Genomic DNA, 25508 nt, shown 5'->3' on the forward strand with positions numbered 1-25508 from the left:
GAGTTTACCGGCTCTATTCCGGCTAATTGATCTAATTGATCACTATTTGATCAATGCATTCGGATCGATGATCAGGGCTACCTGCCCGTCTCCCAAAATCGTTGCGCCCGAAATCGCGAACAGCCCTGTCAAATATTTGCCCATCGTCTTCAACACGATTTCCTGCTGACCGATAAATTCGTCCACCATTAAGGCAACCTGCTTGTCTCCCTTGCGGACTACGACAATTTCGGTTTCCTCTTCCTGTTCCTCCAGGAAATCGGGAACTTCGAACAACTTGCTGAGCGATACTAACGGAATGACGGAATTGCGGTAGTCGATCATTTTGTTCCCGTGGATGTTGCGAATCTGGCTTCTTTGAATCGCCGCCGTTTCAACGATAGATGAGAGCGGAATCGCGTACTTCTCGCTGCCCAGACGGACCAGCATCGCCGAAATGATCGACAGCGTCAGCGGAAGCTGTACGGAAAATTTGCTGCCCAGACCCGGACGCGAATCAACCTGTACGTGGCCGCCGAGCATCTGGATCTTCGTTTTTACGACATCAAGACCTACCCCGCGTCCGGAAATGTCGGAAATTTTATCGGCCGTGCTGAAACCTGACTCGAACAGCAGGTTGTAAACTTCTTTGTCACTCAGCTTCGCCGCCTGGTCTTGTGTAATCAGGCCGTTTTTCAGCGCCGTTTTCAATACCTTCTCGCGGTTGATGCCTCTTCCGTCGTCTTCGATTTCAATAAATACGTGGTTTCCGCTGTGGAACGCGCGCAATTGAACCGTGCCCTGTTCGCTTTTGCGACTGGCCAAGCGGTCGTTAATCGGCTCTATGCCGTGGTCGATCGAGTTGCGGAGCAGATGCACGAGCGGATCGCCGATCTCGTCAATGACCGTGCGGTCAAGCTCCGTCTCGGCTCCGGTAATGACCAGATCGACCTTTTTGTTTAACGATTTGGCCAAATCCCGGATCATGCGCGGGAACCGGTTGAATACCGAATCTACCGGAACCATGCGCAGTTTCAGGACAATATTTTGCAAATCACTGCTTACCCTCGACATATGCTCGACGGTTTCCGTCAAATCGTTGCGCTTCACTTCGCTCGCCAATTGCTCCAACCGAACCCGATCGATCAGCAGCTCGCTGAACAAGTTCATCAGCGCGTCCAACCGCTCGATGTCCACGCGGATCGTCCGATTGGCGACGGGAGCTCCTCCAGCCGCAGCCGGCTTCGCTGGCGCCGCAGGACCCGGCTTGGCCGCCGGCGTCTCGGAAGCCGCCGGAACTGCCGCCGCTACCGCAGCCGCAATCTCCTGTGTGGCGGCTTCCACCTCGCTGATCGGACGCGACATCTCGGCCAGCGACTCCGAATCGACGGTAATGATGACGGCCGATTCGATCTCGGAAACTTTCAAAATCTCTTGTTCCAGCGAAGCCTGATCGATTTTCGAAATGTAGTAAACCGAAAAAGAACGGTCGAATTTCTCTTGTTCGATATCTTGAACCGAAGGCGTCGCTTTGACAATTTCGCCGTTTCTTTCCAAAGTATCGAATACCATATAAGCGCGGGCCGCTTTTAGAACGCAATCCTCGCGCACGCTGACCTCGATATAAAAGACGAGGAATCCGGCATCGATCGACTGCTGCAAAATGGAGTATTGATACTCATCGACCTCAATCCCTTTGGCTCCCTCTTTCTTCGGCGCAGCCGCCGCAGCTTGCGGCTTTTCGTAATCGCCCGTGACTATGGAACGGAGCGAAGCTACGATTTGGGTCACGTCCGCTTTGCCTGTCCCGCCCTGAATGATGTCTTCCACCATGGACTCCAGGGAATCCAGACTTTTGAAAATACAGTCAAAAATGAACGAATTCATCGCCAGCTTGCTGTTGCGCACCAAATCAAGGACGTTTTCCATTTCGTGAGTCAGAGAAGCGATATCCTCAAATCCCATCGTAGCGGACATGCCTTTCAACGTATGGGCGGAGCGGAAAATATTGTGCACGATGCTGATGTCCTGCGGGTTGCTTTCCAGACTGAGCAAGTTCTCGTTCATCGCTTGCAAGTGTTCTCTCGATTCATCGATAAACATGGATAAATATTGACTAAGTTCCAAACACACACACCTCCGGGTAGGATCAATAAGTAACCTGCTTGTCACAGCCTTCTCAAGTCAGCACGGCTTGGGACAGCTTCAATGCAATATCCTGTTGAGGCAGCACGTGCATCGCGGCCTTCAATTCGACAGCCGATCTCGGCATGCCGTAGACTACACAAGTTTCTTCACACTCTGCGATCGTGGTAACCGCTCCATGCTGCCGCAGAGCGAGCATCGCCTTCGCTCCGTCGCTTCCCATGCCGGTCATCAGGACGATGTGCCTCCTCAACTCGTTGAAAGCGAGCAGGGATTCAAACATGACATCCACCGAAGGCCGGTGGCCGGAACGGGGATCTTCCTTCGTCAAGCGGATTTTGTAAGTTTTGGACGTATCCCGGTATGCTGTCATGTGCCAGCCTCCCGGAGCTACATAAGCAGTAGCGGTCTGGAGCACTTCGCCTTCCTGGGCCTCTACGACCTTGATCTGCGAAATGTCGTTCAGCCGCTGCGCGAGCGATTTCGTAAAGTTGGGAGGCATGTGCTGAACGATTAGAATCGGCGCCGGAAAGCCGGCAGGAATTTGCGAAAGCACCTGATGCAAAGCCCGCGGTCCTCCCGTTGAAGTTCCGATCGCCACCAGATGCTCGAACTGGCTTACCCCCGCTGCGGGAGCTGCGCCGCCTTTCTGGTCAGGGGGCTTCATCATCGTCAAGCCGCTTTTCATCGCGGGAGGATGCATCACCCTGGTCGCAAGCGGTTGTATCGCCCGCAGCTTTGAGCGGACCGCGATTTGCAGCTTCTCGTGCAGCAGCTGCTTCACTTTGTACAAGTCGAGAGAAATCGAGCCCGACGGCTTTCGGATAAAATCGACGGCGCCCAATTCGAGCGCACGGATCGTTTCGGCGGCGCCTTCCTGCGTTAACGAGCTTAGCATGATAACCGGTGTCGGCTGTTCCGCCATAATCCGCTGAAGTGCGTCAAGACCGTTCATCTCGGGCATTTCCACATCCATCGTTACAGCGTCGGGACGCAGCAGCTTCACCTGCTCGATGGCTTCTTTGCCGTTTTTGGCGGTGCCGATAATGCGATACTGCGGGTTTTCAGAAATAAGATCGCTTATTATTCTGCGCATAAAGACGGAGTCGTCTACTACAAGTATGTTATAAGACGCCATGCTGCTTCCCTCCCTTTATGGGCTTCTTTGAAATTTGCCTCTCTAAGAATCCCTATTTCATAAGCCTTATCATTTTGTTCAAAAAGCCTCTCACACCTGTTGCCCCAGATTCGCCGGCCTGGGAGCCGCTGATAAACCGCTCGGCCAAAGCGTGGACGCTTTTGGAAGCTGCAGAGTTTGGAAAAGCGACCGTAAAAGGAATTTGCTTTTTCACGGCTTTGGATACCGAACTGTCGTCATCTACGAATCCCAGCGTAGGAATATCGAGCTGCAAGAATTGTTTGGCGACCATACTTATTTTATCGGCAGTTTGCTTGCCTTCTTTGAAATCCGTTACGCGGTTGATCACCAGTTTGAACGAAACCTTGTGGCCCATCGCATTCACCATTTTAATAATCGCGTATGCATCGGTAATCGAAGTCGGCTCGGGAGTTGTAACAACGATCGTTTCTTCGGCGGCAAGAATGAATCTCAGTGTCTCCTTCGACAAGCCTGCGCCGGTATCGAATATGATAAAGTCGACATATCCGTTCAACTGGGCTACCTGCTCCGCGAAGTAATCCAGTTCCTCTTCCGTCAAACGAAGCAAATCGTTAAAACCCGATCCTCCGGCAATAAACTCAAGGCCGCCGGCGCCTTTTTGAATAATGTCCCAAATGCTTTTTTCCTTCTTCAACAGATGATACAAGCTGAATTTGGAAGAAACGCCCATCAGCACATCGATGTTGGCAAGTCCGATATCCGCGTCAAAAACTAGAACCTTGTAACCCAGAGACTGCAGCGTTAGAGCGAAGTTAAGCGTAAAATTCGATTTTCCGACGCCGCCCTTACCGCTTGTCACAGTGATAATCCTGGTTGCTCTGGTGCCTTTTTCATTTTGTATTTGTACCAGGTTCCGCAGCTCTTCTGCTTGGTCAGTCATGCTCCCGGTTCCTCCAGTAACAGATCGATGATTTGCTCTTCACTTATTTCCGATATATCGTCAGGAACGCTTTGACCGTTAGTCACGTAGGAGAGCTGCAGCGAAAATTCATGGACGAGGTTGAGGATCGCGCCAAAGGAGTCGGTCTCGTCCAGCTTAGTAAACAGAACTTTGTCCAGCTTGAATTTATTAAAATTAGTAGTAATTGCTTTCATATCCCGATACTTCGTCGTCATGCTGAGAACAAGGATCGTTTCGCTGTTTCCCTGTGTTTTGAGCAAGGCGTTCAATTCCGATACATACATTTCATTTCTGAAATTCCGGCCTGCCGTATCCATAAAAATAACGTCGCAGCCTTCCAGGTTTTGAAATGCTTTTGCCAAATCCTGCGGGGAAAATACGACTTCTATTGGAACGTTGAGAATCGTTGCATACGTCTTTAACTGCTCGATCGCCGCGATCCGATACGTATCTGAAGTAATGAAGCCGACTTTCCTTTGGTATTTCAACACCTGTTCGGCAGCAAGCTTGGCTATCGTCGTCGTCTTCCCCACGCCCGTCGGCCCTACGAAATGAACGACCCGGGTATCCGAAGAAATCCGCTTGCACTCGCCGGATCGAAGGATACCGTCAAGCTGCGAACGCATCAGCCGGAAGGCGGATTCCTCCGTCACCGTCTCGCCGCTTTGCTGCGCATCGAGCATGACTTGTTCGGTCAATTGCTTCGCCAGCAAAGGATCCACTTCCTGGTCGAGCAGCCTTTGCTCGAGTACTTGCAGCGGCTCGGGCAGCACCTCCGCCGCAGCCGAGGAAACCGTGAGCTTGCGCATCATTTCCTTCATCTGCTTGATTTCATCGAGCAGCAGCTCTTCCTTCTCCTTGACGCTTGCGGCCGCCGGCGCGCTGTGCGGCGCATAAGTTTGCTGCACAGCAGAAAAAACCGGAGCAGCCTTGGCAGGGACGGCTGCAGCTTCTCTCCGTGCCGGAACGGCTGCAGCCAGAACGTCAGGTACTTCCGGGAAGTCGGAACGATAGACCGGCTCTTTCGACGGAGCAGACGCCGCCGCCGGCATCGATGGAACGGCCAAAGGCTGCGGCGGTCTGGCAGGTTGAATTTTAGGCTGAGGCACGGCTGAACCTGTGCCGCCGGCATTCACATCGATCGCAGCGATGACCTCGATTCTTTTCTTGCCGAACATGCCGAGAAAACCGCCGGTTCGAATTTCTTTCGTATTCAATATGACGGCATCCTTGCCCAAATCGGAACGAATCTTTTGCAGCGCATCAGGCATGGAATCTACGACATATCTTTTTACTCTCATAAATTGACAACTCCCATGCTCTGAATTTCAACGCTCGGTTCAAGCTCGCTATAAGACAGGACAGGAATATCCTGCAGCGTGCGTTCCAGCATCTGCCGCAAATACATTCTGATCGTAGGCGAAGTCAGGATGACCGGCTGTTGGCCGGATTGAATCAGCTTGGACACTTGTTCGCTGACTCTGTGAAAAATAATTTGCGACGAAGACGGATCAAGCGCCAAATAACTGCCGTGCTCGGACTGCTGAACCGAATCGGCGATCTTTTTCTCAACGGAAGGGCCTACCGTAATCACTTTGAGCGAATCTCCGGAAGTTGTATATTGCTGGGTGATCTGCCTGGACAGCGCCTGCCTTACATATTCCGTCAATATTTCCGGGTCTTTCGAATACGAACCGTAATCGGCGAGCGTTTCTAAAATCGTGACCAGATCGCGAACGGAAATTTTTTCTCTCAGCAGCTTGGCCAGCACTTTTTGCACGTCCCCGATCGACAGAACGGCAGGAATCAAATCGTCGACAAGCGCAGGATAAGATTCTCTGACATTTTCGATGAGCGCTTTCGTTTCTTGACGGCCCAGCAGCTCATACGAATGTTTCTTAATAATTTCCGTGAGATGCGTCGCCACGACGGAAGGCGGATCCACTACGGTGTAACCCGACAATTCGGCCCGTTCTTTGGCGGCTTCGTCGATCCATAAAGCCGGCAGGCCGAACGCCGGTTCTGTCGTTTCAATGCCCGAGATGGAATCGTCGTCAATTCCCGGACTCATGGCCAAATAATGGTTAAGGAGCAGTTCGCCCCGCGCAACCGTATTCCCTTTAATTTTGATGATATACTCGTTAGGTCGGAGCTGAATGTTGTCGCGTATCCGAATGACCGGTACGACAATCCCGAGCTCCAGCGCGCATTGGCGCCTGATCAGGATGATCCGGTCAAGCAAATCGCCGCCCTGCCCCGTGTCCGCCAGCGGAATTAGACCGTAGCCGAACTCGAACTCGATCGGATCGACCTGCAGCAAGCCGATAACGCTTTCCGGGCTGCGCACTTCCTCGATCTGCTGTTCTTCGACCATCTGCTCTTCCTTGATCGCTTTTTGATCGAGGTTCTTCTGCATCTTCATCGCTGAATAAACCAATACGCCGGCAATCGGGAACGTCGTGTACCAATGAATCGGCGTGAAAATGCCGAGCAGTACCAGCGTCCCAGCAACGATATATAGAAGCTTGGGCTGTGAAGTGATTTGGGAAGTGATGTCGTGGCCCAGGTTGCCTTCGGAAGAAGCCCGCGTCACAATAATACCGGCAGCGGTAGAAATGAGCAGCGCTGGAATTTGGCTGACCAGACCGTCGCCGATCGTCAAAATCGAAAATGTTTGCAGCGCTTCCTGAAAAGACATCCCTTTCATCGTCATTCCGATAATAAAACCGCCGATCAGGTTGATGATGAGAATGATGATGCCTGCGATAGCATCCCCTTTTACGAATTTGCTGGCACCGTCCATCGCTCCGTAGAAATCGGCTTCGCGTTCAATCTTTTGCCTGCGCTCGCGCGCCTGCGTTTCGTTAATCAATCCTGCGTTCAAGTCGGCATCGATACTCATCTGTTTCCCCGGCATCGCATCGAGCGTAAACCTCGCCGCAACTTCGGCAACACGCTCAGAACCTTTGGTAATAACGATAAATTGAACCAGGACAAGAATGAGGAATACGACGAATCCAACGACAATGTTGCCCTCGGCTACGAAAGAACCAAAAGTTCGGACCACGTTACCTGCTTCGGCGTGCGCCAAAATGTTCCGCGTAGTAGAAACGTTCAGCGCCAACCGGAACAAGGTCGTAATCAACAGCAAGGAAGGAAATATCGAAAACTGAAGGGCCTCCTGTGTGTTCATGGCCACCAAAATGATCATTAATGCGACTGAAATATTAATAATCAGCAAAAAATCCAACAAAGGAATAGGAATCGGTACAACCATCATTAGAATGATTCCGATGATTCCTACCAGGACGATTAAATCTTTGATTCTCAACAGTATGTACCTCCATTCCTTGTTTATCTAGTCTTGCCTTTCATTCTGTATACGTAAGCCAGCACTTCGGCAACGGCTTGGAACAATTCGGCGGGAATCGCCTCGCCGATCTCTACCTGCGCGTGAAGCGCGCGTGCCAGCGGCTTGTTTTCCATCGTTAAAATTCCGTTTTGCTTCGCGACTTCCCTAATTTTTAGAGCGATATGATCGGTACCTTTGGCAATGACGGTCGGCGCCTGCATATTGCTCGAATCATATTTCAGCGCTACGGCAAAGTGCGTAGGGTTCGTAATAATAACATCGGCTTTAGGCACCTCCTGCATCATCCGCTGCATCGCCATCTGGCGCTGCTTGGCGCGGATTTTTCCTTTAATGAAAGGATCGCCCTCGCTTTTCTTGTACTCATCCTTGATGTCCTGCTTCGACATCCTGATGCTTTTTTCAAATTCATATTTTTGATATATGTAGTCGAGTATGGCCAGCACGACAAGAATGGCGCCGATCTTGATTCCCAGCTTAATCGTAATCGAAGCGATGAACGAAAACGCGGTTTCGATCGGTGCATGCCCGAGCCCGAGCAGCTTCACTTTCTCAGCCATCAATGTGGAATACACGACATACCCGATGATGCTCATCTTCAAGCTGGATTTCAAAAATTCGACGATGCTGCGAAGCGAAAAAATCCGTTTAAATCCGGAGAACGGATTGATTTTATTAAACTTCATCATCAGCGGCTCGCCGATAAACATAAATCCGATCTGCAAATAATTCCCCATAACTGCGATCACTAACGCCAATAAGAAAAGCGGGGCCAAAATGATCAGACCTTGCGTGACAAGTTCGGCAAATATCACTTGCACATTGCCTTTCGTGACGTCCATCGTCAGCTGATGCTCAAATATGTTGCGGCAAATGCCGACAATCCGCTCTTTCATAAACCCGCCGAACATGAGAAAAGAAACAAAAGAAAACAGCAAGATGAGGGCCGCGGGCAGTTCCATCGACTTGGCGACTTGCCCCTTCTTTCGCACTTCCTGTCTTTTCTTCGGTGTCGCGGGTTCCGTCTTTTCTCCAGCAAACCATTGCAAATCCAACTGCAAACGAAGTTTGTGAGACACAACTTTCCTCCTGGCTTACGGCGCTTGCTTCTGTGAGCCCGCAATGAGCTGAAGCATTTTCTCCATAGACTCGAACATGGCAGAAAACAATCCCTGAAACTGCGAGATCAGCTCCGGAAACAACAGAACTAGCAGTATAAAACCCAACATCATTTTAAGCGGTGCTCCAATGACGAAAATGTTGAACTGAGGCGCAACCCGGGTTAAAAGACCGAGCCCTAAATCGGTTAAAAAAAGCGCAGCGATAATCGGCGCCGCAAGTTGAAAAGCCAGGTAAAACATTTTGCCGAAAGATTGGAACAAAAAATCCGAAATTTGTCCGCCATAAATTCTGTCAAACAATTGGTTATCCAGCGGAACCCAGCGGTAGCTTTCCATGATCGCTTTCAAGAAATAATGATGCCCGTCGAAAGACAGGAACAGCAGAATGGCAACCATGTACTTCAAATTCCCCAGCATCGGGGAAGACATCCCGGACAAAGGATCGATAACATTCGCCATGCTGAAACCGATTTGCATATCCATGAAAGAACCGGCCGTTTGGACGACCGTAAAAAATATGTGAGCAAGAAACCCCAGAAGAATGCCGACCAGCATTTCCCTAATAATTAACAGTATGTACTGCCCGTCGATCGCTATCGAATGATCCATCCCCATGCCAGAGAAAACAATCAATGAGATAAAGATGGATAACCCGATTTTGAATACCGTAGGCACATTGCGCGAAGATAGGACCGGCACCACGACAAAGAATGATGTAATTCGACAAAAAATAAGCATAAAGCTAGGCAAAAGCTGAATAAAGAGTCCCATTTCCCTCACAACCTATCCAACAAATTTGTAAAGGTTGTTCAGCAAATTATAGGTGAAGTCGACCAAAGTATTCATAATCCACGGACCGAAGATGAGTATCGACAGCAGCACGGCTACGATCTTTGGCACAAAAGCAAGGGTCTGCTCTTGAATCTGTGTTGTCGCCTGAAAAATGCTGACAATCAAACCTACCACCAGACCGATTATCAGCATGGGGGCGCTCGCTTTGAGAACCGTATACACGGCTTCGCCCGCTATGCGTATTATGAATTCCGAACCCATTTAAAAGACCTCCGTCATCTTGATCATGTGCTGTAGCTGAGTAGTAACGATTTCACAACAAGATACCAGCCATCTACTAAGATGAACAGCAAAATCTTAAACGGCAGCGATATCATGACCGGAGGCAGCATCATCATCCCCATTGCCATCAGGGTGCTTGATACGACCATGTCGATGACCAAAAACGGAATAAAGATCATAAAGCCCATTTGAAAAGCAGACTTCAATTCGCTGATTGCATACGCAGGAACCAAAGCCGTAATGGGAATGTCGTCTACGCCCGTAGGCTTCGGCGCCTTGGTGTAATCAAGAAACAGCTTGAGATCCTTTTGACGCGTATGGTCAAACATAAACTTCTTCATCGGGCCCGCAGCTTTTTGAAAGGCCTCCGTCTGATTGATCTGGCCGTTCAAATAAGGCTGCAGTGCCGTTTTGTTCACCTCGCTGAGCGTAGGCGACATGATAAAGAAAGTTAGAAATAAGGCTAGCCCGATGAGCACCTGGTTCGGCGGCATCGATTGTGTGCCTAGCGACGTACGGACAAAACCGAGTACGATGACAATCCGAGTAAAGCTCGTCATCAAGATGAGAATGGACGGAGCCAGACTCAAAACGGTCAGCAATAGCAAAAGTGTAACTGTACTGGACGATCCGCCGGCACTGCTCGTTCCGATGTTCAAGTTAATTCCGGGGATCGGATTGTTGGGATCAGGGTCCGCAGCAGCGGCTGTCAACGAGCATGCAAAAACGGACACTACAGCAATAAGTACAATGAGTGCTAATTTGTTTCTTTTCATTCGCCATTCAACCGATCTTTTTGTTTTTGATCCGACATCCATTCTTCCACGCTTTTGTTGCGGGTTGTTACACGCTGCAGCTTATCCTGAAATACCTGATGGAAGGAAGCGGTAATCTCCTCTTCCTCTTCGACCGCTTTCTTGCCGAACGGAGTCTTGCTTAACCATTTGCCTACAGGAATGAATCCTTGCTGCTGAGCTTGCGACGAAGTAAGCAGTTCCGTTATGTAAGCCACTTCATCGGCGTCATTGATTTTATCCAGCAGCTGGATATTGTCACCGACGCCAACTACAAAGAGCGAATGACCGATTTCGACGATTTGAATCGATTTGTTTTGTCCAAGCGGCACACCGCCCAGAGAACGAATCGAATTTCCGAAGAAAGAGCCCTTGTTTTTTTTGGCTAAGTATTTAATAAGAACCAAGAACAGCAAAATAATGAATATGAGAAAAAATATGACCTTGCCGATCATTTTAAACGAATCCAACGTACTGCTTCCCGCCGTAAAATCAGGCTCAGGCAAGCTTTGGCCCGGCTCGATTTCGGCAAAACATACAGTTTGGGCGTACAGCATGAGGACAAGTCCGAATATCGCGGCTAACGGCAGTTTGGCTAGGAGTCTCCTCATGGTCACATCCCTTTCGGTTTACGTAAGACTCTACCGAACGAGAACGTTATCCGAGAGTCTTTTTGATCGCTTCAATAACGCGGTCCGCCTGGAACGGTTTCACGATGAAATCTTTAGCGCCGGCTTGAATTGCGTCAATAACCATCGCTTGCTGGCCCATCGCGGAGCACATGATGACTTTCGCGTTAGGTTCCATTTTTTTAATCTCTTTTAATGCTTGAATACCGTCCATTTCAGGCATCGTAATATCCATCGTGATCAGGTCCGGCTTCAATTCCTTGAACTTCTCGATCGCTTGCGCTCCGTCATTCGCTTCCCCGCATACTTCATATCCGTTTTTGGATAAAATATCCCGAATCATCATTCTCATAAAAGCAGCATCATCCACGATAAGAATTCGGTTAGCCATTAGTAAACAGTCCCCCTAGGAAATTAAGTTATTGTAACTTTTGGATTCTTTCCCACTGATTCACGATGTCAGTGACGCGAACCCCAAAGTTTTCATCGATGACGACGACTTCGCCTTTGGCAATTAGCTTATTGTTCACCAAAATATCTACAGGCTCCCCGGCCAGTTTGTCCAATTCGATAATCGAACCTTGAGACAGTTCCAGAATATCCTTGATCACCTTATGGGTTCTACCCAACTCAACGGTTACTTTAAGCGGAATATCGAGCAGCAAATTAAGATTCGTATCATCCGCAAGCGCCATGGAACCGGATTGCAAGTTGCCAAATTGAACCGGCTGCACGTTTACATTGCGATTCGGCATTCCGCCGTATGCAGCTGCCGGAGGTTGTCCGTACATCGGTTGTTGAGGCGGATACATCGGCTGTTGAGGCGGGTATGTCGGATGCCCCATTGGCGGCTGCTGATACATCGGCTGCTCATACGCAGGCGGTTGTTGATACATCGGCTGATTATGCTGCGGAGCAGCGGGTGCCGCCGGCGGCGTTTGAACTTCTTGCCGTGCTGGAGCGCTAGGCTCAGCAGGAACGTGCGTCGGCGCAGAAGCTTGTGCCGCAGGTGCCGCTTCCATGGCCGAATCGGAGCCTCCGCCCATAAGAGTGGATACCATTTCTTTGGCAAACGGCACTGGAAGGAGCTGCATAATATTGGAATCGATCAAATCGCCAATCGTCAGTCGGAACGATATTTTAATAAATACGTCCTCATCCGGTAATTTTCCTTCTCCTTTCGACAAATTTAATATGTCGATTCCAGGAGGAGAGATATTGACAAACCGGTTGAATATGGTAGACATCGAAGTTGCCGACGAACCCATCATTTGATTCATCGCTTCCTGCACGGCGCTAATATGAATCTCGCTCAGATTCTCATCTCCGCCGGTGCCGTCCCCGCCCATCATCAAGTCGGCGATAACTTGGGCATCCCTTACTTTAATAACAAGCAAGTTAATGCCGTCGAATCCGTCCACATAATTAACGTGAACGGCAACATGCGGTTTTGGAAACTGTTCTTCCAATTGCTCTTTCGAGATGACCGACACTAGCGGAGTCGTAATGTCCACTTTTTTACCTAACAAAGTCGAAAGCGCAGTCGCAGCACTGCCAAACGTAATGTTTCCGATCTCCCCAAGGGCGTCCTTCTCAAGTGAAGACAAATATTCTTCAATTTTGGGAGCTGTATGAATGGAAGCGTCAGAACTGTCATCCGAAGTCTGCCTTAACAAAGCATCAATCTCTTCTTGAGACAAATAATCTTTATTATTCGTCATGATCTTCTTCTCCTTCATTCACGATATCCGTGACTTGCACGGCCATTTTTCCTCTAACGGTACCAGGGCTTCCAAGATATTTGAGCTTCTCGCCCACTTTCACTTGGAGCGGAGCGTCAACAGTTTTTTGCAGCGGGATGACGTCCCCGATCGCCAGGTTCAGGAAATCCCGAACCGAAATTTCCGATGTTCCCAGCTCTGCAATCAAGGGCAGCTTGGCTTTCTCCAAACGTGACTGAAGTGCTTCGACTTCTTCGGGAGCTCTCGATTTCTTTTGCGAGACGAACCAGTGATGCACGGATAGTCGAGGCATGATCGGTTCGATGACGACGTGCGGAATACACAGGTTAATCATCCCTGTCGTATCGCCGATTTTGGTGCTTAGCGAAATTAACGCGATCGTTTCATTGGGCGAGACGATTTGCATAAATTGCGGATTCGTTTCCAGAGCTTCCAGTCTTGGCGATATGTCAATAACCGTTTTCCAAGCCTCTTGAAGGCTATCGAAAGCTCTGCTGAAAATTCGCTCCATGACAATCGTTTCGATCTCCGTCAACGTATTGATTTTTGTGGGGGATGTACCTGCTCCGCCCAGCAAACGGTCCAACATGGCAAAAGCTACATTGGGATGCACTTCAAGCACCATTCGACCCTCTAAAGGTTCTGCTTCAAAGATGTTCAAAATGGTCATTTTAGGGATCGAACGAATAAATTCATCGTAAGGCAGCTGTTCAACCTGCACCACGTTAATTTGCACGAACGTACGAAGCTGAGCGGAAAAATACGTCGTTAAAAAGCGCGCAAAGTTCTCGTGAATACGGGTTAAGCTTCGAATATGATCTTTGGAAAAGCGCACTGCGCGCTTAAAGTCATAAGCCCTAACCTTCTTTTGCGTCTCCTCTTTCTTGAGCTCTTCCGCATCCATTTCTCCGGAGGATAGAGCGGCAAGCAAGGCGTCGATCTCATTTTGCGACAACACATCAACCATAGAGTCACCCCCTTAGAGCCAAGTTCATATGCGAGCTATTGAAGCACTTTATCGGTGATCCAAATCTGCTTGATTTTACCTTCTTGCAATGACGGATTCAGTTTATTCATCAAGTTGGAAGTCAGAAGATCGTTTCCTTTGCTTCCTTGAACCTGTTCGGTGGTCATGTCGGCGAGCGTTTGAACAATCGTTCCTTTCACCGCAGAATCAAGCAAATTATCGAATTCGGCTTTCCCCTTGCTGTTTTCGAGTTCAAAAGCCAAGGTCATTTTAATGAAGCCGCCGCCTGAAAGGTTCGTCAAAATATCTTTCACGTAAGCGGTATTGGCCTTAACTTGTTCAGCCGTCGGCGGTTTCGTCGGTTTGACCGATGCAACTGCCGCTTGAGCTTGTCCGGACGGATCTTTTGATTCGTTATTTTTTTCCATGTAATTCCACAGTACAAAGGCAGCTGTCAAAATCAGCGTAATGGCGATAAGTATGGAAACGATAAGTATAAAAATTTTATTCTTGAACACCTACGAACCCTCCGCATCCCTGGACAATATTGTCGCTCGAATCGAACCAATTTCCTGCATGTAGGTTCGCACTAAGCTTACCACAACCTCGGCCTTTTCGAGAACCGTGATTTTCTTGCCTGTTGTCAAGGTAATCATGGTATCCGGGGTTTCTTCAACCATTTCTATCAAGAGTGCATTGATGATTACGAGCTTGCCGTTTAACCGAGTGAGAGAAATCATTATTCTCCTCCTGCACAAGTATGGGGGGAGGCTGCTTGTAAAGGCCTCTCCTCCCCGCCCTATCTTACATTCAAGCTAAAGCCTATCGTTTCAGGTTGACGACCTCTTGAAGCACTTCGTCAGAAGTTGTAATAATTCTTGAATTCGCCTGAAAACCGCGCTGCGCAACGATCATTTCCGTGAATTCGCCCGTTAAATCTACGTTCGACATTTCAAGCTGGCCTGAAATCAGCGAACCTGCCCCCGAACTCCCTGGCGCTATCGGAGCTATTTCCGTCGTTGCGTTGGCGTTCGCGGTCATCTGGTACAAGTTCCCGCCTACTTTTTGAAGACCGGCAGGGTTCGTTACTTTCATAACCCCGATAGTCGCTACGGTTGAAGTCGCACCGGCCGCATCCACGCCGATAATGTCGCCGTTCTTGGCGATCGAGAACGAAAGGATGGTGGCAGGATCGATGTTAATCGGCGCGCCACTGGTATCGAAAACATGAAGGCCGTCGGCCGTAACAAGATTGCCGTTAGCATCCAAAGAAAAGTTGCCCGCTCTTGTCAAGTAAGTTTGCTCACTTGTGCCCGCAGCGTTTCCGACAAGGAAAAATCCGTCCCCGTCAATCCGCAAATCCGTGGCCACATTGGTTGTTTGCGCACTGCCTGCCGTATGAACCGTATCGATGGCCGCCAGGCTAACACCAAGACCTACCTGCTGGGCGTTCACTCCACCGCGAGTATCGTTCGGAGCGCTGACACCTGCGACCGTCTGGCTTAAAATATCTTTGAACATAACCCGGCTCTCTTTGAAGCCGATCGTGTTCACGTTAGCGATGTTATTGCCGATAACGTCTAATTTTGTTTGAAAACCACGCATACCAGAAACGCCTGAATATAATGACCTTAGCATGTAGCAGCCTCCTATTGTTCTTGCAAATATTGATGCGAGCCGCTTCTATCGTTCGGCGGCTCCAGGCCTCCTAAACGGTCCGGCCTGACTGTCAGGAAATAATTACAGCACTATCGATTTGCGTAAAAACATGTTCATTCATCGAATTGCCGTCCAGCGCCGTCACAACAGTCCGGTTCGGCACATTCACAATGAGAGCATTGCCATTCAGCAGCATCAACGCATCTTTGGCCCCTTTTGCTGCGGCCTTGTCAATCGCCGAGCTAAGCTGATCCAGCTGTTCGGGCTTTAATTGAATACCCCGTTCTTTAAGCCTGACTTCGGCATGATGGCTAAAATGCACCATCTGATCCTGAAGAAGCTGCTGAAACGTAGGCTTGCCGGAAGTAGACGCCTGCTGCTGTACCGGCACTCGCTTAGCTGACGCCGGTGGAAGCGCATTGGGATACAGCTGTCCAATGGATATCCGCTCCGTCATTTGGTTTCTCCGGCATTCTCGATTTTACTGAGCTTGTCCAGAGAAATTTCCTCTCCTTTCACGTTGGCATATTGATTGCCGTCTTTCATCGTGATGGAGTCGACAATACCCGTTTTTTGAGTGGAGGAGCCCGAGGAATCGGTGCTTGTCCAGGTGACGGATTTGCCGATCAGACCGGAAACAAATCCAATCGACTGCCTCATTAATTTCATTTCCCCGGCCATGTTGGTCAACTGTTCGACGGAAGTAAACTGCGCCATTTGCGCAATGAACTCCTTATCCTGCAGCGGTTGGGTCGGGTCCTGATTTTGAAGCTGTGTAATCAAAATTTTGAGAAAATCGTCTTTTCCAAGCGTGCCTGTATTTTTTTCTTTTGTTTGCTTGGTCTGCCCGGTGTTTATGATGTCCTTAACATTGCCCGAGACTGGATTCGTAGCCATAATTCACCTCCGTTTGCCTGGCATTCATCACTGTTAGGCAATTACATCGAAGGAATTCCCATAGACAGCGGTACGAGTTTGAGCGGCTCCGGCTATTTCCTGGTTAAAATCAATCGCTTCCTGCTCGTAATTTCCGGAGCGGTTTTTGTTTTGACGAAACGTTTGATTGGGTGACTGCTGCTGGCGCTGATCCTGGAACATGCCGGATTGCATGCCCGGGCTTTGCGTCACTTCCAGCTTCTCAACCTGCAGACCTTGAGATTGCAGTGCTTGACGAAGCTGTGGAAGCTGGCTTTCCAGCATTTGTCGGCCTGCTGCGGTATCAGCGGCAAACTGTGCGATCAACTGCCCTTCGTGCATTGTGATTTTCACGTCAACATGCCCGAGGTTTTTCGGGAACAGGGATAGCTTGGCTTCGGAGATTCCTTCGGCAAGCGTGATTTTCATGTTTTTCATCACATGATCCGTCATCTCTTCGGCAAAATTAGCTGCATGCAAAGTTTGCGTAACTAATTTCTCGGCAGGCGCCGTTCCGAACTGGCTCTTTTGCACGTCGGCCAAATTAATGAAAGGGTTCGCATGCTCTTCTGCTTCTGTCGGAAGCGGCTGTAAAACATCGGCCGAATCGTCGGTTTCGGTTTTAGTCTGGAATATAGGCGCGATCATCGCATTTTTGACCGCCAGCAGTTCAAGCTTCGACTTGGCAGTCTGTACCGTCTGCACAGTTTCTTCTTTACTTGCCGGTTTTACTTCGGCATGCTTCGCTGCGGTGCGCTTGTTCTGCGCATGAAGGGGCGCAACCGGAACGGCCGGCGTTTCTTCACTCGCTGCGGCTTCCGCGACGGCCGGCTGTTGAGCTGCTGCCTGCTGTGCTTTCAGCTGCGGCTGCTGCCCGGCGACAATCGCAGGCAAGATCGGTTGAATGACGTCCTGCAACTGCTGGTTCACATATTGCAAAATCGGATTGTCCGGCTGCTGCTTGGTCAAAGTGGCCAAGGTCAACAGCGTATTTTGCGCCTGCAGGTTGACTGAGCTTACCGCTTGTCCCCCGCTTGCAGCAGGCAAAGACGCCGTTTTACCAGCCTGGTTCTCGGTCAGCGCGCCCAGAATTTGCTCTGCTTGCTCAAACCACTGCTTCATCTTCGGATCCTGCAAAAGCTGCTGCGCCAAACCCGGATTGCTGTTCATCGCTTGAACCAGCGTTTCGGGCAAAGTTTCCGTCTGTTCACTCGGGCTTTGCACCACATTTTGCACCGGGATGATCAAGCTTTGCAGCATTTGCAAAAGTCCTGCCAATGCGACGGCCGGATCAGTCGGGTTGGTCGAATCAGCCTGGCTTCCTTGCACAAGCTGCCCATCCAGGACTTGGGTAAAAGCGCCCGCGCTGCTGCTGCCTGCTGCCGTTTTGCCTCCGGAAGCGGAAGTTTTCGTGCCGGCAGACGGTGTAATCGACATCTGTACGTCCATTTATTTTCACCTCCCTTCATGGAGTCTGAAGGTTACTGGGCAAGCTTCGCTGTAATCGAAGCAGCCATTTCCTTGTTGGCATCAGACAGAGCAGACATGACTTTGGAACGCGACGCGTTGTCCATCCCGCTCAAAATGGCCAGCACTTTGTCAGAGTTGGACTTGTTCATTTCAATCAGCACATTGGCTGCGCTTTTCGGAGTCATATTCGCAAAGGTTTGACCCAAGTCGGTTTTGCTGACCGAAGTCGCGGACTTCGCGGCATCGGCTCCGTTCAGCTTCAGTCTCTCTTGAAGAGCGGCGATTTCTTTGTCCTTGACAGTCGTTACGTCTTTAAGTCCGATTGAAGCGTCTGCGGCTTTCTTCGGATCCATTTTTTCAAGAATAGCTCCCCGGGCGTCAGGCTTCATCATCGAGAAGACGAGCACCATTTCTTTGGGCGTCAAATTTTCCATAATCGGCGCCGCTTTGCCTGGCGTCATCTTCCCATAAAGATTGGCGAGCTGTGTAATCTGGTTGTTGTATTCTTCTTCGGTTTGCGTCTTATCCTTCAGCTTCTCCTCCAGATCGGCCGCCTTGGCCTCCGAATCCTTCAAAGACTGATCCTTTTGCGCGGAGGCGGTATCCGACTTCTGCAAAGCTGCTTCCAGTTCTGCAACTCTGGCGTTCAGCTTCGCAATCTCATCGTCCTTCGACTTCGCGCTTTGGTCCGACGTCGGCGTTTTGCCGGAGCCTGCCGTCGCAGCCGCCTTTTCTTTCGGCGCAGGAACGATACTGCCAATTACCGGTGTATTATGCAGTGCTTTCTGGATACTGCTCTTGATGTCGTAATCGAAGATAGACAGCAATACGAAGAGCAGAACCGCCGTAAATACAAACGGAATGACAAACCATATCAGAAATCGTTCCAACGCACTGTAGGAAGTGCCCTCCGTGGTCGTATCGGCCATCTTCTCTCTCCCTCTCTAAGGCATTTCAATACGATAATCGCTTAAAGCGGTTGGTAGCCATCTCATCAAGAGCTTCCTGCTCTTTCTTCGCAACGAACGATTGAAATTGATGGAAGGCCTTCTCTCTTGCTTTCGTCCACACTTTTTCATCTATCATGCGTTCCGTCAAATGCTCCTGTTTCTTTTCGACGACCCGCTGCGCGGCCGCAATATCCTGGTGCTTGCGCACGATTTGCTGATCCAGATGATTCATATAATTTTGCAAAAGCAGCACTTCGGAAATGGAAACCGACTGGCCGGAAGCGTCTGCAATTTGATGCTGAAGCTGGTCTTTTTGCACAAACAATTCATTCAAGCTCGTTTCCACATTCCGCAATTCGCCGATCGCTTCCGACAATCCCCATTCTGCCTGGGATCGCTCGCTATTTTTCAAATCTACAATTTGCTGAAAGGAATACCTGAACTTCATTCAGCTCCCTCATCCCTTGTAAAATTCTTGAATCAATCGCTGCTGCGCTTCGTCAAATGTAAGCTTTTCTGACGTTTTTTGTTTCGTAAAATCCCATATCGTTTGAATATTATCGATCGCGATGTCAATATCCGGGTTGGAACCTTTCTGGTACGCCCCGATATTAATGAGGTCTTCCGAATCTTTATAAATGGAAAGAAGACGCTTCAACTGGTCAGCCGCTTCCATATGTTCCTGCGGTACGATTTCTTTCATGACGCGGCTTACGCTTGATAACACATCGATAGCCGGATAATGGCCCTTGTTCGCGATGCTGCGGTTCAACACGATGTGGCCGTCCAAAATACCGCGAACTGCGTCCGCGATCGGCTCATTCATGTCGTCGCCATCTACCAGCACCGTATAAAATGCGGTGATCGAGCCTTTGGGCCCCGTTCCCGAACGTTCCAGCAAGCGGGGAAGCATCGCAAAGACGGAAGGCGTATAACCGCGGGTCGCAGGCGGTTCGCCGACGGCCAGTCCGACTTCCCTTTGCGCCATCGCAAAGCGGGTGACGGAGTCCATCATCATCATAACGTTAAGGCCGCGATCGCGAAAATATTCGGCAATGCTGGTGGCGATCATCGCCCCTTTGATCCGGATCAATGCCGGCTGGTCGGACGTCGCTACGATGACTACCGAACGGGCGAGCCCTTCCGAACCTAAGTCTCTTTCGATAAAATCGAGCACCTCGCGGCCCCGCTCGCCTATAAGCGCGATGACGTTCACATCGGCAGAGGTGTTGCGGGCAATCATGCCCATCAGCGTGCTCTTGCCGACGCCGGAACCGGCGAAAATACCGACGCGCTGCCCTTTGCCGATCGTCAACAATCCGTCGATGCAGCGCACTCCAACGCTGATCGGATTCAATACGCGCGGGCGAATCAGCGGGTTGCTCGGCGCGTTGTTCGTCGAGTACTGGGCCATTCTCGACGGCAAAAACGAACCGTCCAGCGGCTGTCCCAATCCGTCCAGCACTTTACCCAGCAGTTCATGGCCGACCTGTATGGTAAGCGGCTTGCCGGTGCCGACAACATCGCAGCCCGGACCGATGGCATCCAGCTCGCCCAGCGGCATCAGTATCACTTTATTGCTGCGAAATCCGACCACTTCCGCTTTGAGCGGCTTGTTGGATTTCAAAGGATAGATGTAGCAAAGATCGCCGATGCTGACATCCGGACCTTCCGACTCAACGGTAAGGCCGATCACTTGCGTAACTTTGCCGTTCACGCGAATCGGATCGATTTGGGGCAAATGTTCTATGTATTTGGCGGCAGAAGGTATACTGTAGCTCATGAATCCGATCCCTCGCTGCGAATGGCCATTTCCTGCAGGGCCGTCTTAATTTCTTTAAGCTGTGTATCGATTCTGGCGTCGATGCTGCCGAATGAAGAACGTATGACGCAGCCGTGATCCTGAACCGTAGAATCAGGAATAATTTCCAACTCGGCCTGCGAATCAATGGATGTCAGCAGCTCTTCGCGCGCCTCCTGAATGTAGGCAAAGTGTGACGGTGAGACACAAAGCGTAATAATGCCTTTTTCCCGTCTGCGCGACAATACTTTTCGGATCAGATCTACGCTCCATTGCGGCTCCATGCTCAACTGCCGGGCGATCACCTTCTCGGCGATCGATGTGCTGAGCTCGATCAAGAACGGCTCCGATTCCTGAATGATCTGCTGTTTTAGCGTATAGGCTTGCTCCAAAATGGAACGTGCATCCGCCAGCATTCCGGTATACTCCTGACGAAGCGCTTCTTCAGCCTGCATGACGCCTTGCTGGTAACCGGCCTCGAATCCGGCCTGCTGAGCTTCAGCCACATGCGCTTCATCCTGGGCCCTGCGTTCCGACCACCATGAATTAATTTCAGCGTTAACTTGTTCGCGGAGCGCAGCGCATTCCTGCATCGCCAACTGAATTTGTTCTTCGGCGAAAGTCTCGGCATCCTGGATGATTTGGTTTTTCATGCTATTAGCGTCATGAAGCTCCTGCAGTTGTTCCGGTGTCAGTTGCTGTTTGGCCGCTTCTTCGTCATCAAGCAGACCGGCGCGCAGCAATTGAACGGGAGTGATCACTTCCAACTGCTTTTTATCATCTAAAGACACGTATGCAAAAGATTTAATGACATTAGACAATAATATCATCTCCTCCGCCGCGAGCGATGATAATTTCACCGGATTCTTCTAGGCGGCGAATCGTGGCGACAATTCGCGTTTGAGCTTCTTCAACATCGCGCAAACGCACTGGACCCATATATTCCATTTCTTCTTTGAACGTCTCGGCCATACGTTTGGACATGTTTTTGAACAAGGCGTCGCGAACTTCTTCGCTCGCCACTTTAAGCGCAAGCTGCATGTCTGAATTTTCGATATCGCGGATAATTCTTTGGATCGAACGGTTGTCGATATTGACGATATCCTCGAAGACGAACATCCGCTTTTTGATCTCTTCCGCAAGCTCGGGATCTTGAATCTCCAGAGAGTCGAGAATCGTACGCTCCGTTCCGCGGTCGACGCCGTTCAGAATCTGAACGATCGATGCGATACCGCCTGCATTTGTGTAATCCTGGGTCACAGTAGATGAAAGCTTTTGTTCAAGCACGCGCTCCACCTGACTGATAACTTCAGGAGAAGTGCTGTCCATCAACGCGATCCGTTTAGCAACATCGGCCTGCTTCTCTTGGGGAAGCGACGATAAAATAATTGAAGCTTGATCGGCTTCCAAATAAGAAAGAACGAGCGCAATCGTTTGTGAATTCTCATTTTGAATAAAATTGAGAATTTGTGCCGGTTCCGCCTTGCGAGCGAAATCGAACGGCCGAACCTGCAGCGTGGCGGTCAAACGATTAATAATATCCAGCGCCTTTTGAGAACCGAGCGCCTTCTCCAAAATATCCTTAGCGTAAGCGATACCGCCCTGAGAGATAAACTCCTGCGCTAAGCAAATTTGATGAAATTCCGCCAGAATGGATTCTTTTTCGAGCGAATCCACTTTTCTAACGTTTGCAATTTCCAGTGTTAACTGTTCAATTTCTTCTTCCCGCAAGTGTTTGAAGATTTGAGCAGAAACTTCAGGGCCTAGACTGATCAAAAGAATAGCGGCCTTTTGTCTTCCCGTTAACCCTTGCAGAGCTGTTCTCGCCAAAAAAGTGCACCTCTATTCGTCTGCTAACCAAGTACGCAACAGATTGACGAAATCCTCCGGTCGCTTTTTCGCAAGAGTTTCCAATTGTTTGCGCACTTGACTATCATTAGATACAGTTTCTAAATCGACTGTAGGAAGCTCCGCTTTCGTCGCCGCCGGCATAGCTAGTTCTTCCTCCAGCTGAGCTGCTTTCCTACGCTTTCTGATAATAAGTCCGGCAACAAGCCCTAACGCTAAAGCGGCAAGAGCCAAACCGCCGTAAGTCAGGTAAGTTGTTGTTTTGGATGCGGCCGTATCGGCTTGTGTTACAAAAGAATGTGGAATAATTTTAACTTTATTTTTCAATTCAACGTCAGTATAAGTAATTTTATTATCAGCCAGCGCAGCTCTGACAATATTCACCAAAGCATCCTGGATGGCATCCTTCGTTTCCTGCGTCAAAGACTTCGGATCATCCTTAACCGGAGGCTCGATGCCTACGTTAATGCTCAAATCTTTGACAACATAAGGAGACGAAACGATATCGTTGGTAATCCGGTTCACTTCGTAATTTACAGTCTTGCTGTTTTCTTCGGAAGTAGATTTGCCGGCACCGGAACTTCCAGGGTAGCCGGGCACATCGGTTGTCCCTGTTCCCGGGACTCCTCCGTTTTGCGCAGCTCCATCGCTTTGATACGATTTGGATGCTTCCTGCAACGAAATTTCCAAACCTTTTTGGTCCACTTGATTCGGAGCCGTTACAAGCTTCTCTTGGCTTTTCTTCTGATCGAAGTTCATCGTCGAGAACACGCTGACGATGACTTTGTCTTGACCGAGCATCCGGCCTAGCATGCTGCTAATGTTTTTTTGCAAATCGTTGCGGAATTGATTGTTGATATCGAACTGGTTCGCAACCAGACTGGCCGACGATTGCCCACCCAATTTGGAAGAAACCAGGCTTTCACCGTATTGATCGGAAATCGTAATGTTTTCCAGCGGCAAATTTTTCACACTGTGCGAGACCAGATTGTAGATCGTATCCACTTTGGCCTGATCCAGCCTGTATCCCGGTTTGATCTGCAGCACGACGGAGGCGGAAGCCTTTTCTTGCTGCTGCTGCAAAAACGGTCCTTCCTCAGGAAGGGAAATCAATACTTTGGAGCTGCTGATCGCTTGATTCGAATTAATCAGCTGCTGCAGTTCGCCTTGCACTGCGTTTATGTACTTGACTTTGAATTCGTTGTCCGTAATGCCGAAAGAACTGTTTTGGCTGAATGCGCCGAATCCTAACGAACCGTTCTTGTTCAGCCCTTGCGACTCGACTTCAAGCTTCACGTTAGCCACCTGATTGCTCGGCACTTCGATGCTTTTGCCGTCAGCGCTAAGGTGATAAGGGATCTTGGCCGTATCCAGGTAGCCTTTTATGGAAGCTGCATCGCTGGGCTGCAAGTCTGTAAAAGCTAACGAGTATTCGGTTTTGGATAAGTTATAGCTAATTATTGCCGCAGTAAGAACTAGAAGGAAAACCGTGGCTATGAAAGTGATTTTCGTCGTTCTACTGTATCGATTCCAATATTGTTTGACTTTGTCCCAATACTGGAGCAGGTTCTCGTTCACTTTCTCACCTCATTGAAACTTGGTTTCATTTTCAACTTTTAGTCGTATATGTATTACAACTGCATCCTCATAACTTCCTGATACGATTCAAGAATCTTATTTCTCACTTGAACCGTAAGTTCCAGTCCCAGAGACGCTTTCTCTGAAGCTATCGTCAATTGATGCACATCCGAAAGTTCGCCTTTAATGAAGCTTTGGTTCAATTGGTCGACTTGCTGCTGCTGATTGTTCAGGTTTGTAATCGCATCGTTCAGGAACGTTCCAAACTGCTTTCCCAAGTCCGCCGCACCTTCGCCCGAACGGTCTTTCGGCTGAACAGTGCTCATAACATTCACCGGACTGTAACTAATTTTGTCGATCATGAAGCCGTTTCCTCCCTATTCTGAATTATCTACCGATTTCCAAAGCTTTCGTAATCATCGATTTGCTGGCATTCAGCGCTGTGACGTTAGCCTCATAAGATCTCGTTGCCGAAATCATGTCGACCATCTCTTTCAGCACATCTACGTTAGGCATGTAGACGAATCCGTTCTCGTCCGCATCGGGGTGGGTCGGATTATATACTTGCTTGAGCGGCGACGTATCATCAAAAATTTTGTTGGCCCGGACCCCTTCGCCTGTTCCGTCAGCCATAGCTGAATTCAGCGTTTGCGCGAATGTCGGCTGCGGTTTCGTTTCAAAGGATACCAGCTTCCTTTGATACGGGACCCATTTGCCGTTGACCATTTTAGCGCGGGTCGTATCGGCGTTCGCGATGTTGGAAGAAATAACATCCATCCGCAATCGCTGTGCAGTAAGTGCAGACGAACTAATGTCAAATCCGTTTGTCAGTCTCATCGTTTATTATCTTCCCCCCAGTACGGTTCGCATTTTTTTGAACTCGCTGTTCATTTGCTGAATCAACGTATTATATTTAAGCTGGTTTTTTGCCATCAGTGACATTTCATAATCCATGTCGACGTTGTTCATGTTGTTGTTGATCGCTGTCGTTTCGTCGACTTTTATTTCCGGAGTTATTCCATTGGTCGATTTACCTATAAAAAAATGTCTCCTATCTGTCCGATATCCTTCTATAGGGGGGGTAGCGGGACTCATTTGACCTTCCAGTATTTCCTCGAAAACGACGTCGGATCGCTTGAAAAACGGCGTGTCGACATTTGCGACATTATTTGCTATCACTTTCTGTCGAAGCGCTGAAGAATCCAGAGTTCTCTCCATCAGATTCCAGCTTGGCTTATCCAAGAAAGACATCCTTAATACCCACTTTCACTAGAATGTTTTTGTTCTTATTCAACAAGTGAAACTTTGATTCCTTCTTAAATCGACATTATCTCGCATTGCTTCATTTGAAGTAGAACCTCAATGTAGAAATATGTAAAATTGCT

The 25508-nt window shown here is 49.3% G+C and carries 28 protein-coding genes; all 28 read right to left on the reverse strand.

The window, feature by feature from the left end; genetic code table 11:
- Window positions 1-42: 42 nt before the first annotated feature.
- The 28 genes from AC3G2T_RS27605 to flgB all read right to left on the reverse strand — a co-directional run bounded on the left by AC3G2T_RS27605 (window position 43) and on the right by flgB (window position 25374).
- A complete protein-coding gene (locus AC3G2T_RS27605; RefSeq protein WP_488437568.1) occupies window positions 43-2106 on the reverse strand; it encodes a chemotaxis protein CheW in 2064 nt (687 codons plus the stop codon).
- Window positions 2107-2158: 52 nt separating this feature from the next.
- Window positions 2159-3262 (reverse strand): protein-glutamate methylesterase/protein-glutamine glutaminase, encoded by a 1104-nt coding sequence (locus tag AC3G2T_RS27610; RefSeq protein WP_474683209.1) that lies wholly within the window; start codon window positions 3260-3262, stop codon window positions 2159-2161.
- A 52-nt stretch (window positions 3263-3314) separates the two neighbouring features.
- Entirely contained in the window at window positions 3315-4184 is an 870-nt protein-coding gene (locus AC3G2T_RS27615) for a MinD/ParA family protein (protein WP_488437569.1), read from the reverse strand.
- Complete coding sequence (gene flhF, locus AC3G2T_RS27620) at window positions 4181-5506, reverse strand: flagellar biosynthesis GTPase FlhF (protein ID WP_488437570.1); 1326 nt, start codon at window positions 5504-5506, stop codon at window positions 4181-4183. The genes AC3G2T_RS27615 and flhF overlap by 4 nt, the downstream gene beginning before the upstream one ends.
- Window positions 5503-7536, reverse strand: a complete 2034-nt coding sequence (gene flhA, locus AC3G2T_RS27625; protein WP_474683212.1) for a flagellar biosynthesis protein FlhA — start codon at window positions 7534-7536, stop codon at window positions 5503-5505. Before flhA ends, flhF begins: the two co-directional genes overlap by 4 nt.
- A gap of 23 nt (window positions 7537-7559) precedes the next feature.
- Window positions 7560-8654: a flagellar biosynthesis protein FlhB gene (flhB, locus tag AC3G2T_RS27630; protein ID WP_474683213.1), complete on the reverse strand. Its 1095-nt coding sequence runs from the start codon at window positions 8652-8654 to the stop codon at window positions 7560-7562.
- 15 nt (window positions 8655-8669) lie between these two features.
- Complete coding sequence (fliR, locus tag AC3G2T_RS27635; RefSeq protein WP_474683214.1) at window positions 8670-9467, reverse strand: flagellar biosynthetic protein FliR; 798 nt, start codon at window positions 9465-9467, stop codon at window positions 8670-8672.
- Between the two features lie 12 nt (window positions 9468-9479).
- The gene (gene fliQ / locus AC3G2T_RS27640; RefSeq protein WP_474683215.1) at window positions 9480-9749 is read right to left on the reverse strand and encodes a flagellar biosynthesis protein FliQ; all 270 of its coding nucleotides are present in this window, start codon (window positions 9747-9749) and stop codon (window positions 9480-9482) included.
- Between the two features lie 23 nt (window positions 9750-9772).
- Window positions 9773-10546, reverse strand: coding sequence for a flagellar type III secretion system pore protein FliP (fliP, locus tag AC3G2T_RS27645; RefSeq protein ID WP_474683216.1), 774 nt, complete (start codon window positions 10544-10546; stop codon window positions 9773-9775).
- Window positions 10543-11175 carry a flagellar biosynthetic protein FliO gene (locus AC3G2T_RS27650; RefSeq protein ID WP_474683217.1) on the reverse strand — a complete coding sequence of 211 codons (633 nt, stop codon included), beginning with the start codon at window positions 11173-11175 and terminating at the stop codon, window positions 10543-10545. Before AC3G2T_RS27650 ends, fliP begins: the two co-directional genes overlap by 4 nt.
- Window positions 11176-11221: 46 nt before the next feature.
- The gene (locus tag AC3G2T_RS27655; protein WP_474683218.1) at window positions 11222-11584 is read right to left on the reverse strand and encodes a response regulator; all 363 of its coding nucleotides are present in this window, start codon (window positions 11582-11584) and stop codon (window positions 11222-11224) included.
- A 28-nt stretch (window positions 11585-11612) separates the two neighbouring features.
- Window positions 11613-12914: a flagellar motor switch phosphatase FliY gene (gene fliY, locus AC3G2T_RS27660; protein WP_474683219.1), complete on the reverse strand. Its 1302-nt coding sequence runs from the start codon at window positions 12912-12914 to the stop codon at window positions 11613-11615.
- Window positions 12904-13902, reverse strand: a complete 999-nt coding sequence (fliM, locus tag AC3G2T_RS27665; protein WP_474683220.1) for a flagellar motor switch protein FliM — start codon at window positions 13900-13902, stop codon at window positions 12904-12906. Before fliM ends, fliY begins: the two co-directional genes overlap by 11 nt.
- A gap of 35 nt (window positions 13903-13937) precedes the next feature.
- A complete protein-coding gene (locus AC3G2T_RS27670) occupies window positions 13938-14420 on the reverse strand; it encodes a flagellar basal body-associated FliL family protein (protein ID WP_474683221.1) in 483 nt (160 codons plus the stop codon).
- Entirely contained in the window at window positions 14421-14642 is a 222-nt protein-coding gene (locus tag AC3G2T_RS27675) for a flagellar FlbD family protein (RefSeq protein WP_474683222.1), read from the reverse strand.
- 82 nt (window positions 14643-14724) lie between these two features.
- On the reverse strand, window positions 14725-15540 hold the full coding sequence (gene flgG / locus AC3G2T_RS27680; protein WP_474683223.1) for a flagellar basal body rod protein FlgG: 816 nt from the start codon (window positions 15538-15540) through the stop codon (window positions 14725-14727).
- Between the two features lie 91 nt (window positions 15541-15631).
- The gene (locus AC3G2T_RS27685; protein ID WP_474683224.1) at window positions 15632-16018 is read right to left on the reverse strand and encodes a TIGR02530 family flagellar biosynthesis protein; all 387 of its coding nucleotides are present in this window, start codon (window positions 16016-16018) and stop codon (window positions 15632-15634) included.
- A complete protein-coding gene (gene flgD / locus AC3G2T_RS27690; RefSeq protein WP_474683225.1) occupies window positions 16015-16458 on the reverse strand; it encodes a flagellar hook assembly protein FlgD in 444 nt (147 codons plus the stop codon). The genes AC3G2T_RS27685 and flgD overlap by 4 nt, the downstream gene beginning before the upstream one ends.
- Window positions 16459-16491: 33 nt before the next feature.
- Window positions 16492-17925: a flagellar hook-length control protein FliK gene (locus AC3G2T_RS27695; RefSeq protein ID WP_474683226.1), complete on the reverse strand. Its 1434-nt coding sequence runs from the start codon at window positions 17923-17925 to the stop codon at window positions 16492-16494.
- Window positions 17926-17957: 32 nt separating this feature from the next.
- Window positions 17958-18875 (reverse strand): MotE family protein, encoded by a 918-nt coding sequence (locus AC3G2T_RS27700; protein WP_474683227.1) that lies wholly within the window; start codon window positions 18873-18875, stop codon window positions 17958-17960.
- A gap of 25 nt (window positions 18876-18900) precedes the next feature.
- Window positions 18901-19344, reverse strand: a complete 444-nt coding sequence (fliJ, locus tag AC3G2T_RS27705) for a flagellar export protein FliJ (protein WP_474683228.1) — start codon at window positions 19342-19344, stop codon at window positions 18901-18903.
- Window positions 19345-19353: 9 nt separating this feature from the next.
- A complete protein-coding gene (gene fliI, locus AC3G2T_RS27710; RefSeq protein ID WP_474683229.1) occupies window positions 19354-20679 on the reverse strand; it encodes a flagellar protein export ATPase FliI in 1326 nt (441 codons plus the stop codon).
- A complete protein-coding gene (fliH, locus tag AC3G2T_RS27715) occupies window positions 20676-21518 on the reverse strand; it encodes a flagellar assembly protein FliH (RefSeq protein WP_488437571.1) in 843 nt (280 codons plus the stop codon). Before fliH ends, fliI begins: the two co-directional genes overlap by 4 nt.
- Entirely contained in the window at window positions 21511-22527 is a 1017-nt protein-coding gene (fliG, locus tag AC3G2T_RS27720) for a flagellar motor switch protein FliG (protein ID WP_474683231.1), read from the reverse strand. Before fliG ends, fliH begins: the two co-directional genes overlap by 8 nt.
- Window positions 22528-22539: 12 nt before the next feature.
- Window positions 22540-24123: a flagellar basal-body MS-ring/collar protein FliF gene (gene fliF, locus AC3G2T_RS27725; RefSeq protein ID WP_488437572.1), complete on the reverse strand. Its 1584-nt coding sequence runs from the start codon at window positions 24121-24123 to the stop codon at window positions 22540-22542.
- Between the two features lie 53 nt (window positions 24124-24176).
- Window positions 24177-24485, reverse strand: coding sequence for a flagellar hook-basal body complex protein FliE (gene fliE / locus AC3G2T_RS27730; RefSeq protein ID WP_488437573.1), 309 nt, complete (start codon window positions 24483-24485; stop codon window positions 24177-24179).
- A gap of 25 nt (window positions 24486-24510) precedes the next feature.
- Window positions 24511-24960, reverse strand: a complete 450-nt coding sequence (gene flgC / locus AC3G2T_RS27735; RefSeq protein ID WP_474683234.1) for a flagellar basal body rod protein FlgC — start codon at window positions 24958-24960, stop codon at window positions 24511-24513.
- A 6-nt stretch (window positions 24961-24966) separates the two neighbouring features.
- Complete coding sequence (gene flgB / locus AC3G2T_RS27740) at window positions 24967-25374, reverse strand: flagellar basal body rod protein FlgB (RefSeq protein ID WP_474683235.1); 408 nt, start codon at window positions 25372-25374, stop codon at window positions 24967-24969.
- Window positions 25375-25508: the final 134 nt, after the last annotated feature.

The organism is Paenibacillus sp. sgz302191, assembly GCF_057749925.1.

What these genes read in the sequence shown, in the direction of transcription:
- AC3G2T_RS27700 (WP_474683227.1), bottom strand. Translation starts at nt 18,875, where the DNA reads ATGGCCGATACGACCACGGAGGGCACTTCCTACAGTGCGTTGGAACGA.
- AC3G2T_RS27655 (WP_474683218.1), bottom strand. Translation starts at nt 11,584, where the DNA reads ATGGCTAACCGAATTCTTATCGTGGATGATGCTGCTTTTATGAGAATG.
- flgG (WP_474683223.1), bottom strand. Translation starts at nt 15,540, where the DNA reads ATGCTAAGGTCATTATATTCAGGCGTTTCTGGTATGCGTGGTTTTCAA.
- AC3G2T_RS27695 (WP_474683226.1), bottom strand. Translation starts at nt 17,925, where the DNA reads ATGGACGTACAGATGTCGATTACACCGTCTGCCGGCACGAAAACTTCC.
- fliP (WP_474683216.1), bottom strand. Translation starts at nt 10,546, where the DNA reads ATGAAAAGAAACAAATTAGCACTCATTGTACTTATTGCTGTAGTGTCC.
- flgB (WP_474683235.1), bottom strand. Translation starts at nt 25,374, where the DNA reads ATGTCTTTCTTGGATAAGCCAAGCTGGAATCTGATGGAGAGAACTCTG.
- AC3G2T_RS27610 (WP_474683209.1), bottom strand. Translation starts at nt 3,262, where the DNA reads ATGGCGTCTTATAACATACTTGTAGTAGACGACTCCGTCTTTATGCGC.
- fliM (WP_474683220.1), bottom strand. Translation starts at nt 13,902, where the DNA reads ATGGTTGATGTGTTGTCGCAAAATGAGATCGACGCCTTGCTTGCCGCT.
- fliE (WP_488437573.1), bottom strand. Translation starts at nt 24,485, where the DNA reads ATGATCGACAAAATTAGTTACAGTCCGGTGAATGTTATGAGCACTGTT.
- flgC (WP_474683234.1), bottom strand. Translation starts at nt 24,960, where the DNA reads ATGAGACTGACAAACGGATTTGACATTAGTTCGTCTGCACTTACTGCA.
- flgD (WP_474683225.1), bottom strand. Translation starts at nt 16,458, where the DNA reads ATGGCTACGAATCCAGTCTCGGGCAATGTTAAGGACATCATAAACACC.
- AC3G2T_RS27685 (WP_474683224.1), bottom strand. Translation starts at nt 16,018, where the DNA reads ATGACGGAGCGGATATCCATTGGACAGCTGTATCCCAATGCGCTTCCA.
- fliR (WP_474683214.1), bottom strand. Translation starts at nt 9,467, where the DNA reads ATGGGACTCTTTATTCAGCTTTTGCCTAGCTTTATGCTTATTTTTTGT.
- AC3G2T_RS27650 (WP_474683217.1), bottom strand. Translation starts at nt 11,175, where the DNA reads ATGAGGAGACTCCTAGCCAAACTGCCGTTAGCCGCGATATTCGGACTT.
- flhF (WP_488437570.1), bottom strand. Translation starts at nt 5,506, where the DNA reads ATGAGAGTAAAAAGATATGTCGTAGATTCCATGCCTGATGCGCTGCAA.
- fliQ (WP_474683215.1), bottom strand. Translation starts at nt 9,749, where the DNA reads ATGGGTTCGGAATTCATAATACGCATAGCGGGCGAAGCCGTGTATACG.
- fliI (WP_474683229.1), bottom strand. Translation starts at nt 20,679, where the DNA reads ATGAGCTACAGTATACCTTCTGCCGCCAAATACATAGAACATTTGCCC.
- AC3G2T_RS27675 (WP_474683222.1), bottom strand. Translation starts at nt 14,642, where the DNA reads ATGATTTCTCTCACTCGGTTAAACGGCAAGCTCGTAATCATCAATGCA.
- fliJ (WP_474683228.1), bottom strand. Translation starts at nt 19,344, where the DNA reads ATGAAGTTCAGGTATTCCTTTCAGCAAATTGTAGATTTGAAAAATAGC.
- AC3G2T_RS27615 (WP_488437569.1), bottom strand. Translation starts at nt 4,184, where the DNA reads ATGACTGACCAAGCAGAAGAGCTGCGGAACCTGGTACAAATACAAAAT.
- fliY (WP_474683219.1), bottom strand. Translation starts at nt 12,914, where the DNA reads ATGACGAATAATAAAGATTATTTGTCTCAAGAAGAGATTGATGCTTTG.